The organism is Streptomyces sp. NBC_01635 (genome assembly GCF_045209715.1).
Taxonomy (GTDB): Bacteria; Actinomycetota; Actinomycetes; order Streptomycetales; family Streptomycetaceae; genus Streptomyces; species Streptomyces hirsutus.
In genome coordinates this window covers 6684222-6699186 of sequence record NZ_CP109277.1, presented here as the reverse complement: position 1 = coordinate 6699186, position 14965 = coordinate 6684222, and the positions used below count along the sequence as shown (strand labels likewise).

Here is a 14965-nt window from a genome sequence, read left to right as displayed (position 1 = left end):
CACCGCACCGGACGAACCGGCCTGAGATGCCACGAAAGGGGCGCTCGTCATGCACGAGCGCCCCTTTCACTCTTCCGGTCTACTGCGGGTCCGGTCCCACCGCCACCGGCCGCTCCGGGTCCGACGACCACTCCGACCAGGAGCCGACGTACAGCTCCGCCGGGATGCCCGCCACCGCGAGCGCCAGCACTTCGTGCGCCCCCGAGACCCCCGAACCGCAGTACACACCGACCCGCTTGTCCGTGGACGCGCCCAACTCCCGGAATCGTGTGGCCAGTTCACCGACGGACAGGAAACGTCCGTCCGGGCCGACGTTCTCGGTGGTGGGCGCCGAGACCGCGCCCGGGATGTGCCCGCCGACCGGGTCGATCGGCTCCACCTCGCCCCGGTAGCGCTCTCCCGCACGGGCGTCCAGCAGCACTCCGGACCGGGCCAGCGCCGCCGCTCCGTCGGCGTCGAGCAGTCCGGCCGCTCCCCATGCGGGCACGAAGTCGCCCTCGGCCGGCTCCGGCTGCGCGGTCTCGAGCGGACCGTCCCAGGACGGCAACCCGCCGTCGAGGACCCGCACGTCCGGGTGACCCGTCCACCGCAGCAGCCACCACGCGCGGGCGGCCGCCCAGCCCATCCCGCCGTCGTACACGACCACCGGTGTGCCCGCCGACACGCCCGCCCGGCGCATCGCCGCGCCGAACTCCTCCGGATCGGGCAGCGGATGGCGCCCCCGACCGGCCGGTGCCGCGGCCAACTCCCTGTCCAGGTCGATGAATACGGCGCCGGGAAGGTGCCCGTCGCGGTACGCGGCCCGTCCGTCGAACGGCGGCTCACCGGCCGCCGCGGCCGTGCTCAACCGCCAGCGGACGTCGAGCAGTACCGGCGGGTCGCCGCCCGCCAGTTCGGCGGCGAGTTCGGATGCGGAGATGATGGCGTTCATGGTCACCATCCTGACGTACGGGGTGGCCGTCTCGTCCAGGTCCGGCTACTCTGCTCGGCCGGGCAGACCCGATCACGAGGCGTACGGGATCGGGCACATGCTGTACTACCGATCGACATCCTCCGGCAAGCGTGCCGAAAAGGACGGGGACCCGCACATCGGGCATCCTCCGGAGACAGGAACCGCCGTACGGGGCGGCCCGGAGCACGCGACGCCGTGGCCGATGTCAGTGCCGGCACGGGGACGACCGCGGAGCGGACGCGACGCGACCCTCGCCCGGGTCGAGAAGAGCACGGCCACCGTGAGGGCGGCCGAGAAGAGAGTGACGATGACCGACGCACGGGGGTCCGCCCGCCGAGACGGTGAAGCGCCCGTCCGGCACGCACCCGGTACACCCTGCTGGGTGAGCCTCATGGTGCACGGACCGGACACGGCCCGGATGTTCTACGAAGCGCTGTTCGGCTGGGAGTTCCGGCCCGGCCCACAGCAACTCGGCCCCTACGCACGTGCCCTGCTCGACGGCTGCGAGGTGGCCGGCATCGGACTGCTGGCACCGGACCGGCATCTTCCCGTGGCCTGGACGCCCTACTTCGCCTCGGTGGACGTGGACCGCACCGCCGAGACGGTGCGGTCGTGCGGCGGCACCATCGGCGTCGGCCCGCTGGACGCCGCCGAAGCCGGACGGCTGGCGATCGGCTCCGACCCCTCGGGCGCCGTCTTCGGTATCTGGCAGGCGTCCGCGCACCTGGGCCGGGCGGTCACCGGGGTGCCCGGCGCGCCCGCCTGGAACGAGCTGACGACCTTCGAGTCGGAGCGCGTGGCCAAGTTCTACGCGACGGTGTTCGGCCACACCGTACGACCCGAGGTCTCCGCCGACCTCGACTACGTGACCCTGAGCGTGGAGGGCCGGCCCGTCGCGGGCATCCACGGCGTGGGCAACGGCCTCCCGAGGGACCGCGGACCGCACTGGACGACGTACTTCACCGTGGCCGACGTCGACGACACGGTGGACCACGTCCTGCACCTGGGCGGCCAGGTCCTCGAGCGGCCCCACGACAGCGCCCGCGGCCGGGTCGCGACGGTGGCGGACCCGGAGGGGGCGCGGTTCTCGCTGCTGCAGGGGCCGCAATGACCCACAGGCTTCCCATCGAATCGAAGGCCGGTCCTGTTCGGCACCGTCCGAGCGCGGTTCGGAGCCACCCGGACGCGTGCCACGCTCAATGTTCCGGGCTCAAGTAGAACTCCTCCGTAACCGTGGCCCCGGTGAGCTGACCGCCCCTCAGACCGTCCCTGGGGCCGTCCTGACTTCATCGCTCTCCCCACCGCCGGGGCGCGTCAGGTGACATCGACCGTGAAGACGGCACGGACGGAGTCGGCGGACCGCGCTTCGGCCGGCGGCTCGGAGAGAACGAGGCAGAGGTGGTCTGCCTCGGACGGCAGAGCGTGGGCCGGTCTCCTGAAGCCGTGCCGCGCCTGCGCGGAGGCCGGTGTGGGGCGTTGGGCCGGATGCGAGGGCCTCACGGAGGGCGAGGCCGCCTCGGTACCACAACTGACCTCGGTGACCACGGAGTTCTCGGGCTGCGGGTCCGCGCGCGGGAAGGCCGCCGTCGGTTCGAGCCGCACGGCTTCGTGCACCTTGCGGGCACGGTCCGCGGCGACAGCCGCTTCCAGGAGCCGCGGCAGATCCTCGGCCGGCTCGGCCCCGGGCGAGGTGCTGGCCAGGGTGCCGGGCTCTTCGACGCGTTCCGCTGAGGCTGTTCGTCCTGCTCGCAGGTGGGGCGTACGCGAGCCGCGGCAACACCACGGAGATACGCCGATGTCACGAGCGCAGGCGGACGCGCCTCCCCACGGCACCAGGTACGCCCGCACCGTCCGGCCTGCCGTCCGGGGCGACCGCTCCGGCCGGCACCGACGCCCGGGCGTCATCCCCGGGGCGAGGCGGCACTGAAGGAGTGGGCCGACGGTGCCCGAGCCCTGGTCAGGGGCCCGGTCCGCCGCGAAGGTGCGCGGAATCGGGCCCCGGCCTGAGGGCTCACTTGTTCAGGTGCGCCCAGAACTCGTCGAAGGACAGGACCTTGTCGCCGTCCAGGTCGCGGGACTTGATGACGACCTCCGCCACCGAATCGGTGACGTTCCAGTCACCGCCCTGGGCCAGGGCGGTCTTGAACTCGGCAGCGGTGATGAACCCGTCCCCGTCCGCGTCGATCCGCTCGAACTGCTTGCGCGCTTCCTCGATGTCCGCCACCGGTCCGCCCCTTTGTTCCTCGTACGCTGCCGGACTCCCTGAGAGTCCTGATGACGCAGGTCAGACTATCCGCCCACGCGAGCCCTCGGTGCGACGATCCCCCACGCGGAATCCGGCGTCGGCACAGCACCTCGCGGCCGGCCGTTCCGGCCCGCCGGTTCACGTCACCGGCCACGGCCCGCTCCCCTCGACCGCCGTCTCGCCGCCCACCGTGCGGGCGTTGTCCGAGGCGCGGAAGTCGCCCGACCGGGTCACCGGACGGGCGCCCGCGCAGACGAAGCGGCACTGTGGGGTGCGGCCGTCGACGAACGCGTGGGGCGGTACCGCCGCCGGCGCCTGCCCCGGCAGGGGCCCCGGCGGCCGGAAAGACGTCACCACAGTGGTCCGCCGGGAGGATCCGTGCACGACAAGCCGCTCAGCAAGCTCGCCGGTCACCTGTTGCGTCGGCTGCCGGACGCCTCGCACCCCACACGGCACCGTGTCGGGCCGGACACGTTCGGCCTGGAGGAGGAGAAGGTCCTCCGTTTCGCCGAGGACAGGCTGGACCCCGCGGAGGAGCCACGGCTCGCCCTGGCGACGACGGACTGGCTGCGCAACGCCACCCGGAGGTCCGCCCCCTCGTCCGCCGGGATCAGTGAGATGCGCGATCTGATGACCCGTCTGCACAAGGACATCAGCGAGGCCGGCGCGGCGGCATAGCCGGTGCACGGGCGGCGCGGCGGGCGCCAGGCCCGTTGCTCCGTCCTCACCCGTTCCCTTCCGTGTCCGCCGCGGTGCGGACAGTTCTGGAAGCCACTAATCGTTCCGCCGCGTGTGACGTGGGCTCCTGCGCGGTGGCGTCGTGCGGGCCTCGACGCCGCGGCGAGCGGCTCGGGCAGCCCACGCCGGACCGCGTGGGCGCGGGCCCGGAGGCGGTCACTGAAGGTGCCGGACGGTAACCGGCCCTCACCCGTATGCCTCCGATGCGCTGGTGGTGCGATCGAACCGGTGGTGCGGTGAGGAGCAGGGGGAGCCGCCCGGGGCACACACGCGCTGGGAGATCGTCCCGTCCTCAGGAGGCACTCGTGATCACCCCCCGCCCTACCGTCCGCTCGTCCCGCGCGGCACCCCTTCCGGTCCGTGTCCTGGCCACCGCCCTGACCACCGGGGCGTTGCTCCTCACAGCGGCCTGCTCCGACGGAGGCGGCGGCTCGGCGGCCGAGTCGGAGACCGCTTCCACCCCCGCCACCCAGACCACCACGTCGCCGACCACCACCACACCGTCGGTCTCCCCCACCCGTGACCTCACCGAAGCCGGCGCACGCAACGCGCTGATCACCGAGGCGGACATCGAGGACTACTGGGACCAGGTCGACAGCCCCCAGAAATGGCGGGACTCCCTGCTGATCGGAGACGTCGACGCGGCCGCGTTCCTCAACGGGAAGAGCGAGGCCGCCGACTGCCAGCGACTGATCGACTCGCTCTACGACGAGACCCTGCTGGGCCGCCCGTCCGGGGCGTCGGCGCTCATCGGTTTCGAGGAGGGCGACTCCCGGCTGCTCTACCAGGTCGCCGCCTATCAGAAGGACGATCTCGACGATGCGATGAAGTGGCTGAAGTCGCTGCCCGAGACCTGCGACCAGTTCACCCTCACCGGCGGTGACAGCGGCAAGCGCACCGTCCAGGTCGTCGAGGCGTCGCTGCCCGAGGAGGGCGACGCCCGGCAGGGGCTGACCGTGACGGTGAAGGGCACCAACAGCGGGGATCCCGTGACCCTCACCCTGGACGTCGCCGCCGTCCGGATCGGCACGGACGCGATCACGGTCACCAACGGCGGACTCGACGGCGCCAACCACGACACCACCGAGGCCGCCGTGGGGCAGGGCACACCCCGGCTCGAGGAGGTCCTGGCCGGGCGTACGCCGCAGTCCACTCCCACCGGCGTCGAGTGAACCGTGGAGTTCCGGGTGCCCCTCCTCGTCTTCCCGGTCCGGCAAGCGGGGCGCCGGTCATACGGGACACGTTGGGGCGGGGCGCTCGGGGCCGGGGGGCTCGGGGGCGCCGGGGCCGTCGCGAAAGGGTCCGCTCGGGGGCGCTGCCCTGTGGTTCCCTGCGGCGGTGAAGAGCGAAAGCGCGTCCCGGAGGGGCTGGTACCGGATCCTCCGCGACCTCGGTGCCGTGTTAGCTCTCGGCCTGTTCCTGGGCATGTGCGCGGCCCTGCCGGTGCGCGGTGCGCCGCGTGTGCGCCGCCGTCTCGGTGGCCGTGGCGGCGCCGGAGCCGGCCCACGACCCGGAGGTGCGCAGGAGGCCGGCAGCGCTTCGATCCGCTCTGGAGCGTCCCGCCCCCCCCGTCCCCGGGGGAGCGGGACGGCGCGGACTGAACCGGGCCACGCGTCCGGGGACGGCCGTGCCGCACCTCACCGTGCGTGTCCCCCGGCCTCGTTCGGGGCCGTGCGCGGACCGGCCCGCGCACGCGGCCCGCGGCCGGGCCGTCAGGCCGGCCGGGCCAGTGGCGGTTTCCAGCCCCGGGGGCACTGATCGGGGTGCCCGGGTGCTCGGTCGCCGTGCAGCGCACGGGGGTCGGCTGCTTCATCGCCGCTCCACCGGTCAGGGCCGCTCCACCGTTCAGGCGGACGACACCGGGAGCACGTCCGGCGACAGGGCGGCCGCACGGGCGGTCGACGCCGTCATCCGGCGGCGGTGGTGGCGGCGGCACAGGACCTCGTAGCCGACCTCGTCCGCGGAGTCGGTGACGTCGCCGACGACCACCTGGGCGCCCTCGACGACCATGACCCCGCCGACCGTGCGCGCGTTGTGCGTGGCGCGGGCACCGCACCAGCACAGGGCCTCGACCTGGAGCACCTCGACCCGGTCGGCCAGCTCCACCAGCCGCTGGGAACCGGGGAACAGCTTGGAGCGGAAGTCGGTCGTGATGCCGAAGGCGTAGACGTCGAGGTCCAGGTCGTCCACCACGCGGGCGAGCTGGTCGATCTGCTCCGGCGCCAGGAACTGCGCCTCGTCCGCGATCACGTAGTCCGCACGCCGGCCCTGCGAGAGATGGTCGACGAGGTGCGCGTACAGGTCCGCGCGCTCCCCGACCTCCACCGCGTCCGTGACCAGGCCGAGGCGGGAGGACAGCTTGCCCTCGCCGGCCCGGTCGTTGCGGGTGAAGATCATGCCCGCCAGGCCGCGCGCCGAACGGTTGTGCTCGATCTGGAGAGCCAGCGTCGACTTCCCGCAGTCCATCGTTCCGGAGAAGAACACCAGCTCGGGCATGGGAGGTCGGACACCTTTCGGCGGGGACGGACTGGCACGGGGGCGGCGGCCGGGAGCGCGCGGCGCGGGGGCGAACCTCAGGAGCGTACTTCGAGGAGGGGGACCAGTTGTTCGGCAGGGGTCAGCGAACCGTGGTTGCCGACCATCGCCGATTCCTTGGGCTCCCGCTCGGAGGCGATGACCAGCACGTCGTCGCGGGCGGCGGCGACCACGTCGCCGATCCGGTGGTACACGCGGTCCTCGATCCGGGGGCCGAACCAGCCCGCGTCGATCGCCTCGTCCCGCGAGGCCACCCAGAACTGCTCGCCGAGCACCTCGCGCCAGCAGGTCAGGACGTCCGCCCCGGCACCGGGTACGGCGTAGACGTGGCGGGCGCGGCCCTCGCCGCCGAGCAGGGCGACTCCGGCGCTCAGCTCCCAGTCGTGGTCGAAGTCGATGCGGTGGTCGTCGTCGAAGGGCACGTCGATCATCCCGTGGTCGGCGGTGACGTAGAGCGCGCTGCGCGGCGGGAGTTGCTCGGCCAGCCGCTGGACCAGACGGTCGACGTACATGAGCTGGCCGCGCCAGGTGTCGGAGTCGACGCCGAAGCGGTGGCCCGCGCCGTCGACCTCGGCGTAGTACGTGTAGACGAGGGAGCGGTCGGCGGCGGCCAGCTGTGCAGCCGCGAGGTCCATGCGCTCCTCACCGGACAGCCGCCCGTGGAAGGCGCCGCCGCTGAGCGCGACCTTGGTCAGCGGGGTGTTCGCGAAGGCGGGTGAGGACACCTGGGCGGCGTGCACCCCGGCCCGGTGGGCCAGTTGGAAGACGGTGGGGTGGGGCTGCCAGGTGTCGGGACGGGTCCAGGGCTGCCAGCGCAGCTGGTTCATCAGCTCGCCGGTGTCCGGGTTGCGCACGGTGTAGCCGGGCAGGCCGTGCGCGCCGGGCGGCAGTCCGGTGCCGACGGAGGCCAGGGAGGTGGCGGTGGTGGCCGGGTAGCCCGTGGTGATCGGCCGTCCGGTGCCCCCGCGCGAGGCGGCCATCAGGGACGCCATGAACGGGGCTTCCTCCGGGTGCGCCTTCAGCTGCTCCCAGCCGAGGCCGTCGATCAGGAACACGCAGTTCCGGTCGGCGGGGGTGAGCTCCGCGATCGCGCCGGTGGTGCCGGGGACGCCCATGCCGGCGGCGAGGGTGGGCAGCAGGTCGGCCAGCGAGCCGGTGCCGTACTCGGGCAGGGGGGCGGAGTCCGGGGCCAGGGGCTCCGGGTGGACGTCCCAGCCGACGGTGTGCGGGGACGGCGCGGGGGGCGGGGTGTACGGGGTCGGGGAGGTGTGCGGCATCAGCGTGCGGAGTCCGCGGTCGCCTCGGAGAGGGCCTGCGCGAAGGCGAGCGCCTGACGCACCGTCTCCGGGCCGTCCCCGGCCTCGCTGACCCGCAGGCTGAGGTCGTCGGCCGTCGAACTGCCCGTGTAACCGTGGTCGGCCTCACAGTTGGGGTCACCGCAGGCGGCGGGCTCCAGGTCGAGGCGGGCGACCGCGCCCCAGCCGATGGTGAGCACGATCTCGCGGGGCAGCGTGCCCGGCTTGTAGGACTCCGGGTTGGCGACGACGCGGCTGACCACGATCGACGAGATCCGGCCGAGCTTGACCGACTCCGTGGACGTGGTGGCGTACGGGGTCGGGGACGTGGTGTCGGCGGCCTGCTCGTCGGTGTGGCTGACGATGAAGCGGTTGCCGGTGAGGACGAGCACGGTCACATGGCGCCGCACCTCGTTCTGGTCGAACGTCGTTTCCTGGTGGACCAGGTACGACCGGACGGGCTCGCCGCCCACCGCGGCCTCCACCGCCTCGGCCACGAGGGCCGGGTAGTAGCCGCTGCGCTCGATCGCCGCCCGCAGCCCCTGGGTCGTCGTACTGGTCTTGGCCATGACGCCCATCCTACGGGGGACCGCTGACTGCGAGGCACCGGTCACGGCACTCCCCCGCGCGCCGGGCCGGTTCGGGCCGGGAACGGCCCGGACCGTTCGGCCGGGGAGGCTTCACCGGTCCGCGTCCTCGCGCGGCGGCCGCTCGTCCACCGGAGTGCCGTCCCGCGCGAGACGGTCGGCGAGTTCGTCCCGGAACAGCGCGCCGCGGTCCAGGGCTTGGACGCGGTAGGCGGTGCGGCCGACGATCTGACCGGTGATCGGCGCGGTGAGCAGCTGGAACAGCACCACGAGCAGCAGCACCGGCGCGTAGCGCAGGGGCATCTGCACGGCGGTCCCCACCAGGATGAGCATCAGGCCGAGGGTCTGCGCCTTGGAGGCGGCGTGCAGGCGGCTGACGACGTCCGGGAAGCGGAGCAGGCCCATGGATCCGAGCAGGCAGAAGACCGCGCCGGTCGGGAGCAGGACGGCGGTGATCACGTCGGACACCGTCATCGCAGGCCTGCCCGCTTCTCGATCAGGTGGGCGGCCGTGATCGATCCGGTGAAGGCCAGCAGGGCGAGGACGACGAGTACGGGCAGGGGCGTGGTGTCCTCGCGCAGGGCCATGCCCACGGCGGTCCCGGCGATGATCATCGTCAGGAGGACGTCCAGCGCCAGGATGCGGTTGAGCGCGTCCGGCCCGCGCACGAGGCGCAGCAGGGTGAGCAGGCCGGCCGCCGACAGCACGGCCAGGGTGGCGGTGTACAGGGCGGTCATGGGGTGCTGCCTCCTTGATCCGGATGATCGGAAGACTCGGGGCCGGTGGAATAGCCGGGGTCGGCGGAATACCCGAGATCGCCGACGGCCCCGGAGGCGTCGTCACCGCTCGAGCCGGTGCGCCGGCCGCGGCCGACCGCCCGCGCCACTCTGCGCTCCAAGGTCTGCACCGCCTTTCTGCGGCGGTCGATGTCGGTGTCGTCGCGGACCGGGAGCGTGTGGACGTACAGCCGCTGCCGGCGGCGGTCGATCTCCACCACCAGCGTGCCGGGGGCGATCGTCGTGAGTTCGGCCACGGCTGTGATCAGGAGGTCGCTGTCGACGTGCAGCGGGACCTCGACGATCGCCGTGGACGTCTTCCCCCCGTACCTCAGGACCTGCCAGGCGACGGTGACCCCGGACCCCACGAGATCCTTCAGCAGGCCGATCAGCAGGCGCCCGATCGCCAGTGGCCGGGGCACGGCCCCTGGCAGGATCGGCGGCAGGGAGAAAGACCGGACGACGGCCGTGGCGACGAGCAGGCCTCCGACGAGGACCACCGGGCCGACGGACCCCCACAGCAGGATCCACAGCAGCCACAGCCACCCGACCATGGGCCAGTGGTGCCGGACTCGGCGGGCGTTCTCCCGGCGGGTCAACGGTCCTCCTCGGTCAGGACGACGGAGCGGTACGCCCTCGGGTCGAGCAGTTCGTGCGCGGCTCGTTCACCGACGCGGGCGAGCGGTCCCGCGAAGACGGCGACCGCGACACTGGTCATCACCATGACGGCGGTGGCGGCGGTCATCAGCCGGGCCCCGTACCGGACGGCACGGCGCTGCGGGCGGCGGGCGGCGCCGGAGGCCGGTGTTCCCGGCGGTGGTGCGTCACGGCGCTCCGGGTACGGCTTCTGCCGCATGAAGGCCCTGGTCCAGATCCGGGTCATGGCGTAGAGCGTCAGCAGGCTGGTGAGCAGGGCGGTCGCGGCGAGGGCGTACGCCGCGGTGCCGCCCTGCCACGCGCCGGCCCGCAGCAGGGTCAGCTTGGCCACGAACCCGGAGAACGGCGGGACCCCGGCCAGGCTCAGAGCGGGGACGGCGAACAACACGGCGACCAGGGGCGCCGGGACCGGCCGCTGTGCCATGCGGTCCAGGCCCGTTGTTCCCGTGTGGCGCACGGCGAGGGCGGCGGCCAGGAAGAGCGCCGCCTGGACGACGATGTGGTGGACCATGTAGAGGACCGTGCCGGTGAGCCCGGTCGTGTCGAACAGCGCGAGCCCGAACAGCATGAAGCCGATGTGGCTGACGAGGGTGAAGGACAGCAGCCGGTTGATGTCGTCCTGGGCCAGGGCGCCGAGAATGCCCACGATCATGGTGGCGATCGCCACGCAGGCCAGCAGGGTCCACACGCTGGAGCGCGGGAAGAGCAGGGTCTGGGTGCGCAGCAGCGCGTAGACGGCGACCTTGGTCAGCAGTGCGGCGAACACGGCGGTGATCGGCGCCGGTGCGGTGGGATAGCTGTCGGGCAGCCAGAAGTGCAGGGGGACGATCGCCGCCTTGATGCCCAGGACGGCCAGCAGCAGCAGGGCGAGCGCGCCGCGCAGGCCGTCGGGGAGTTCCGCGAGCCGCGGCCCGAGCTGGGCCAGGGTGACCGTGCCGGTGGCCGCGTACACCAGGCCGACGAGCGTGAGGAACAGCAGGGAGGACGTCAGGCTGATGATCGTGTACGTCATGCCGGCCCGGGTGCGGTTCCCGTCGGCGTCCAGGGTGATCAGGACGTAGGAGGCGGCGAGCAGGATTTCGAAGGCGACGAAGAGGTTGAACAGGTCCCCGGTGAGGAAGGCCAGGCTGACCCCGGTGACGAGCAGCAGATAGGCGGGGTGGAAGACCTCGGCCGAGCTCTGGCGTTTCTCCGCGGTGCCCTGGCCGATGGCGAAGAGCAGGACGGCCAGGGTCACCAGTACGGACACGGTGAGCAGGAGCGCCGACAGCCGGTCGGCGACGAGCGTGATGCCCAGCGGCGCCGGCCAGCCTCCGATGTGCACGGACTGCGGGCCGCGGGTGTCGGTGAGGACGAGCAGGGCCGCCGCGTCCACCAGCACGCCCGCCAGGACGAGGGTGCCCAGTACGCGGATCACCCGGCCGGGCAGTCCGAGCAGGGTCACCCCGGCGCACAGGAGCGGCAGGACCACGGGCAGGGCGAGCAGCAGTGCGGTCATCGGTGTTCCTCCGGAGCGGTGCCGTCGTCCCGGTGGTCCGGCTCGCCGGCGTCGTCCTCGCCGCCGTCGGGTTCGCCGAGGTCGTCGTCGTTTTCCGCGCCCGGTCCGGTCACCTCGTCGGTCCCGGCACGCTGGCGGGCGATGTCGATGCGGCGGTCCTCCACGTCGTCGCGCACCTCGTCGCTGCCGGACAGTCGCCAGGAACGGTAGGCGAGGGCCATCAGGAACGCCGTGAGGCCGAACGTGATGACGATCGACGTCAGCGCCATGGCCTGGGGCAGCGGATCGGCGGGCTCCGCCGGGTTCACCGGCTGCTGCCCTTCCAGTACCGGGGGCCGGCCGGGGGTGCCTCCGGCGACCAGGAGCAGCATGTTGGTGCCGTGGCCCAGGAGGATGAAGCCGAGGACGATCCGCATCAGGGACCGTTGCAGCATGAGGTGGAAGCCGATCGTGAACAGGCCGCCGACCACGACGGCCATCGTCACGTCGAGGGTGTTCACCGTGTTGTCCACCGCGCCGGTCATCGAGCGGATCCCTCCTCGTTCCGGACCGCCGTCCCGCCCCGGTCCAGCGAGACGCCCACCGCCGACAGGAGCTTGAGGACGACACCGACCACGAGCAGGTAGACGCCGACGTCGAGGAACAGGCTGGTCGCCCCCTTCACCTCACCCACCAGCGGCAGGTGCCATGTCACCAGGTCGCTGTCCAGCGGCGTACCGCCGACGGCGAGCGGCGCCAGGGCGACGACCGCCGCGATCACCAGGCCCGTGCCCGCGATCGCGACCGGGCGCAGGCGTACGGCGGCTCCGAGGTCGGCCTGTCCGCCGACGAGGTACCGCAGGACGAACGCCAGCCCCGCCACCAGGCCGCCGGAGAATCCTCCGCCCGGCCGGTAGTGCCCGGAGAACAGCAGGAACAGCGAGAGCACCAGGATGGAGGGGAAGAGCAGCCGAATGGCCACTTCCAGCAGGACCGAGCGCTCGCCGCCGGGGCGTTCGCCGGCTCCCGGAAGCCAGGTCTGCCGGGGCTCGTCCCAGTGCGTCGTGGGGAACCGGGCGGGCGGCTCCTCGTCGACGGCCCGTACCGCGTCGCGGTCGCGGAACCGGACCAGGCTGCCGACTCCGACCGCCGCCACGAGCACGACCGAGATCTCGCCCAGCGTGTCCAGGGCCCGGAAGTCGACGATGATCGCGTCGACGACGTTGTAGGCGCCCGTCTCCGCCGCTCGGCGCAGGTACCCGGTCGAGATCACCGGAGCCGTACGGGCGGAGGCCGCCGCCAGCGCGAAGCAGGTGACGACGGCGCCGACCCCGACGGCCACCGCGCCCCGCAGCACCCGCCCCGGCACCGACGTGCGGCCGGGATCGAACCGGGACGGCATCCGGCGCAGCACCAGCACCACGACCACCAGCGTCATCGTCTCGACCAGGAACTGGGTGAGCGCCAGGTCCGGGGCCCCCCGCACCAGGAACAGGCCTGCCGCTCCGTACCCGACGGCCCCGGTCAGCAGGATGGCGGTGAGCCGGTGCCGGGCGGTCACCACCGTGGCGGCGGTGGCCAGCATCACCACGGCCAGGACCGGTTCGAGCGAGTACCGCCACAGGGGCGGTGACCCCAGGGACGGTGCCGCCGCCACGAGTGCCGCGCCGGGCACCGCGACGACCGTCGCGAGCAGCACGGTCAGATAGACGGGCAGCGAGCCGACCTGGGTGTGCCGGGTCAGCGTCACGGCCAGCCGGTCCACGCCCTCGATCACGCGGTCGTACGCGCGCTGCACGTCGGGCAGGCGCGGCAGCCGGGCGGGCACGGCACCGCGGCGCAGGAGCGCGTGGATCAGCACACCGACGACGAGCGACAGCGCCGACAGACCGAGCACCGGTGTGAACCCGTGCCACAGGGACAGTTCGTACGGTCCGTCGGCTCCCGGCGGATAGGCGTCGGCGTAGACCGTGGTGAGGGCCGCCGTGCCGGAGTACGCCACGCCCAGCACCAGACCCGCCGCGGACAGCACGGCCACCGGTACGACGAATCCCGGCTCCGGGCTCCGTACGGCCCGCGCCGCCTTTTCCGACGGCCGCCCGCCGAAGGCGCCGTGCAGGAACCGTGCCGCGAACGCCACGGTCAGCGCGGAGCCGCACACGAGCACCACTGTCAGCTGGTAGTGGCGGGCGAGTTCGGTGCCGTGCAGGAACGCGTCCAGGGCCGCTTCCTTGCCCAGGAAGCCGACGAGGGGCGGCAGACCGGCCATCGACGCGGCGGCGAGTGCCGTGACGCCGAACAGCACGGGCAGACGGCGGCCCAGTCCGGACAGCTCCCGGATGTCGCGCGTGCCCGTCTGGTGGTCCACGATCCCGACGGACAGGAACAGCGCCGACTTGAACGCCGCGTGCGCCAGCAGCATCACCAGCCCGGCCAGCGCCGCCGTCCGCGTGCCCGCGCCCAGCAGGGCGGTCAGCAGACCGAGTTCGCTGACGGTTCCGTAGGCGAGGAGCAGCTTCAGGTCGGTCTCGCGCAGGGCCCGCCACGCGGCCACCACCATGGTGGCGAGTCCCACGCCGAGCACCATCGGCCGCCACGGCGTCACCTCGGCCAGGGCGGGCGCCAGCCGGGCCACCAGGTAGACCCCGGCCTTGACCATCGCCGCCGCGTGCAGGAAGGCGCTGACCGGTGTGGGGGCGACCATCGCCGCGGGCAGCCAGCCGTGCACCGGCATCTGCGCGGACTTGGTGAACGCGCCGATCAGGACGAGCACCACGGCGGCGGGGACCGCGCCGCCCCGTGGGGGGTCGGCGAGGATCGCCGAGACGCGGTACGTGCCGGCCTCCTGGCCCAGCACGATGAAGCCGAGCAGCATCGCCAGGCCGCCGGCCGCGGTCACCAGCAGGGCCTGCCGGGCGGCACGCCGCTGCACCGCCCGCGCCCCGCGCCCCGCGATCAGCAGGAAGGAGGCGACCGTGGTCAACTCCCAGAAGACGTACAGCACGAAGAGGTTGTCCGCCAGCACCAGTCCGATCATCGCCCCGGCGAAGGCCAGCAGCAGGGCGGCCAGCCGGCCGGCGTCGCGCTCGACGTAGTACCGGCAGTACAGGAGCACCAGGGCTCCGACGCCGGCCACCACCCACAGCATCAGCAGCGACAGGGCGTCCAGGCGCAGGTCTACCGTCAGGCCGAGCGACGGAGCCCAGTACAGGGACTCCTGGTACGCGCCGCCGTCCAGGACGCGCGCCGCCCGTGTGCCCGCCCAGGCCACGGTCGCCAACGGCACCAGGGCCGCCACGAACCACATCGCACGGCCGAGCCGCTTCTCCCACCAGGGCATCGACACTGCGGCCGCCGCGTAGGCGGCCAGCAGGACCAGCACGTCAGCACCAACTCCTTCGCGCCGGCCGACCGCTGACGTACGGTCGGGCCCCGCCGCTCAATCCTGGAGATTATGTTCGGTTTGTCACTATTTCGCTCTGCAGTGCTCTGTGTAGCAGGGGGAGCCGTCGGGCGGGGCACCGCCGCGCCGGACGCGAGGCCCGCCACGCGGCTCCGCTCGGGGCGCGGCGAGCCGCACGGGCCCCGGCCTCGCGCTCAGCCGATCGGTGCAGAGCAGGGCGGAAGGAGCGGCGGAAGGACCGGCAAGGGCTTCGGCACCCCGGGACCGGTGCGGGCGATGTGCCGGACGAGGGGGGAGCCG

General features: G+C 73.1%; 16 protein-coding genes. 3 read left to right on the top strand and 13 right to left on the bottom strand.

The features are described 5' to 3' along the window. Positions 1–79: 79 nt before the first annotated feature. Positions 80–931: a sulfurtransferase gene (locus OHB56_RS31045; protein ID WP_406356827.1), complete on the bottom strand. Its 852-nt coding sequence runs from the start codon at positions 929–931 to the stop codon at positions 80–82. Positions 932–1259: 328 nt separating this feature from the next. On the opposite strand from OHB56_RS31045, the gene OHB56_RS31040 reads away from it, so the two are divergent. Continuing rightward, positions 1260–2063, top strand: coding sequence for a VOC family protein (locus OHB56_RS31040; RefSeq protein WP_406356825.1), 804 nt, complete (start codon positions 1260–1262; stop codon positions 2061–2063). Positions 2064–2266: 203 nt separating this feature from the next. Here the strand turns inward: OHB56_RS31040 and OHB56_RS31035 are convergent, their stop codons facing one another. The 3 genes from OHB56_RS31035 to OHB56_RS31025 all read right to left on the bottom strand — a co-directional run bounded on the left by OHB56_RS31035 (position 2267) and on the right by OHB56_RS31025 (position 3551). Beyond that, entirely contained in the window at positions 2267–2554 is a 288-nt protein-coding gene (locus OHB56_RS31035) for a hypothetical protein (protein WP_406356823.1), read from the bottom strand. Positions 2555–2963: 409 nt separating this feature from the next. Next, on the bottom strand, positions 2964–3176 hold the full coding sequence (locus OHB56_RS31030; RefSeq protein WP_326755159.1) for an EF-hand domain-containing protein: 213 nt from the start codon (positions 3174–3176) through the stop codon (positions 2964–2966). A 159-nt stretch (positions 3177–3335) separates the two neighbouring features. After that, the gene (locus OHB56_RS31025; protein ID WP_406356821.1) at positions 3336–3551 is read right to left on the bottom strand and encodes a hypothetical protein; all 216 of its coding nucleotides are present in this window, start codon (positions 3549–3551) and stop codon (positions 3336–3338) included. Between the two features lie 24 nt (positions 3552–3575). On the opposite strand from OHB56_RS31025, the gene OHB56_RS31020 reads away from it, so the two are divergent. Together OHB56_RS31020 and OHB56_RS31015 are read left to right on the top strand one after the other, a co-directional pair. Continuing rightward, on the top strand, positions 3576–3875 hold the full coding sequence (locus tag OHB56_RS31020; RefSeq protein ID WP_406356820.1) for a hypothetical protein: 300 nt from the start codon (positions 3576–3578) through the stop codon (positions 3873–3875). 365 nt (positions 3876–4240) lie between these two features. Continuing rightward, positions 4241–5107 (top strand): hypothetical protein, encoded by an 867-nt coding sequence (locus OHB56_RS31015; protein WP_406356818.1) that lies wholly within the window; start codon positions 4241–4243, stop codon positions 5105–5107. Positions 5108–5780: 673 nt separating this feature from the next. Here OHB56_RS31015 and OHB56_RS31010 read toward each other — a convergent pair. The 9 genes from OHB56_RS31010 to OHB56_RS30970 all read right to left on the bottom strand — a co-directional run bounded on the left by OHB56_RS31010 (position 5781) and on the right by OHB56_RS30970 (position 14644). Then, positions 5781–6431 carry a thymidine kinase gene (locus tag OHB56_RS31010; protein WP_399808029.1) on the bottom strand — a complete coding sequence of 217 codons (651 nt, stop codon included), beginning with the start codon at positions 6429–6431 and terminating at the stop codon, positions 5781–5783. Between the two features lie 77 nt (positions 6432–6508). After that, complete coding sequence (locus OHB56_RS31005; RefSeq protein WP_326755156.1) at positions 6509–7747, bottom strand: alkaline phosphatase family protein; 1239 nt, start codon at positions 7745–7747, stop codon at positions 6509–6511. After that, entirely contained in the window at positions 7747–8334 is a 588-nt protein-coding gene (locus tag OHB56_RS31000; RefSeq protein ID WP_042173127.1) for a DUF5998 family protein, read from the bottom strand. Before OHB56_RS31000 ends, OHB56_RS31005 begins: the two co-directional genes overlap by 1 nt. Before the next feature lie 111 nt (positions 8335–8445). After that, the gene (gene mnhG, locus OHB56_RS30995) at positions 8446–8826 is read right to left on the bottom strand and encodes a monovalent cation/H(+) antiporter subunit G (protein ID WP_406356815.1); all 381 of its coding nucleotides are present in this window, start codon (positions 8824–8826) and stop codon (positions 8446–8448) included. Continuing rightward, complete coding sequence (locus OHB56_RS30990) at positions 8823–9089, bottom strand: monovalent cation/H+ antiporter complex subunit F (protein WP_326755154.1); 267 nt, start codon at positions 9087–9089, stop codon at positions 8823–8825. Before OHB56_RS30990 ends, mnhG begins: the two co-directional genes overlap by 4 nt. After that, positions 9086–9727: a Na+/H+ antiporter subunit E gene (locus tag OHB56_RS30985; protein WP_406356813.1), complete on the bottom strand. Its 642-nt coding sequence runs from the start codon at positions 9725–9727 to the stop codon at positions 9086–9088. The genes OHB56_RS30990 and OHB56_RS30985 overlap by 4 nt, the downstream gene beginning before the upstream one ends. Beyond that, on the bottom strand, positions 9724–11283 hold the full coding sequence (locus OHB56_RS30980; RefSeq protein WP_406356811.1) for a Na+/H+ antiporter subunit D: 1560 nt from the start codon (positions 11281–11283) through the stop codon (positions 9724–9726). The genes OHB56_RS30985 and OHB56_RS30980 overlap by 4 nt, the downstream gene beginning before the upstream one ends. Further along, the gene (locus OHB56_RS30975) at positions 11280–11807 is read right to left on the bottom strand and encodes a Na(+)/H(+) antiporter subunit C (RefSeq protein ID WP_406356809.1); all 528 of its coding nucleotides are present in this window, start codon (positions 11805–11807) and stop codon (positions 11280–11282) included. Before OHB56_RS30975 ends, OHB56_RS30980 begins: the two co-directional genes overlap by 4 nt. Further along, on the bottom strand, positions 11804–14644 hold the full coding sequence (locus OHB56_RS30970) for a Na+/H+ antiporter subunit A (protein ID WP_406356807.1): 2841 nt from the start codon (positions 14642–14644) through the stop codon (positions 11804–11806). Before OHB56_RS30970 ends, OHB56_RS30975 begins: the two co-directional genes overlap by 4 nt. Positions 14645–14965 lie beyond the last annotated feature (321 nt).

What these genes read in the sequence shown, in the direction of transcription:
- OHB56_RS31000 (WP_042173127.1), bottom strand. Translation starts at nt 8,334, where the DNA reads ATGGCCAAGACCAGTACGACGACCCAGGGGCTGCGGGCGGCGATCGAG.
- OHB56_RS31045 (WP_406356827.1), bottom strand. Translation starts at nt 931, where the DNA reads ATGAACGCCATCATCTCCGCATCCGAACTCGCCGCCGAACTGGCGGGC.
- OHB56_RS30990 (WP_326755154.1), bottom strand. Translation starts at nt 9,089, where the DNA reads ATGACCGCCCTGTACACCGCCACCCTGGCCGTGCTGTCGGCGGCCGGC.
- mnhG (WP_406356815.1), bottom strand. Translation starts at nt 8,826, where the DNA reads ATGACGGTGTCCGACGTGATCACCGCCGTCCTGCTCCCGACCGGCGCG.
- OHB56_RS31040 (WP_406356825.1), top strand. Translation starts at nt 1,260, where the DNA reads ATGACCGACGCACGGGGGTCCGCCCGCCGAGACGGTGAAGCGCCCGTC.
- OHB56_RS30975 (WP_406356809.1), bottom strand. Translation starts at nt 11,807, where the DNA reads ATGACCGGCGCGGTGGACAACACGGTGAACACCCTCGACGTGACGATG.
- OHB56_RS31010 (WP_399808029.1), bottom strand. Translation starts at nt 6,431, where the DNA reads ATGCCCGAGCTGGTGTTCTTCTCCGGAACGATGGACTGCGGGAAGTCG.
- OHB56_RS31005 (WP_326755156.1), bottom strand. Translation starts at nt 7,747, where the DNA reads ATGCCGCACACCTCCCCGACCCCGTACACCCCGCCCCCCGCGCCGTCC.
- OHB56_RS30980 (WP_406356811.1), bottom strand. Translation starts at nt 11,283, where the DNA reads ATGACCGCACTGCTGCTCGCCCTGCCCGTGGTCCTGCCGCTCCTGTGC.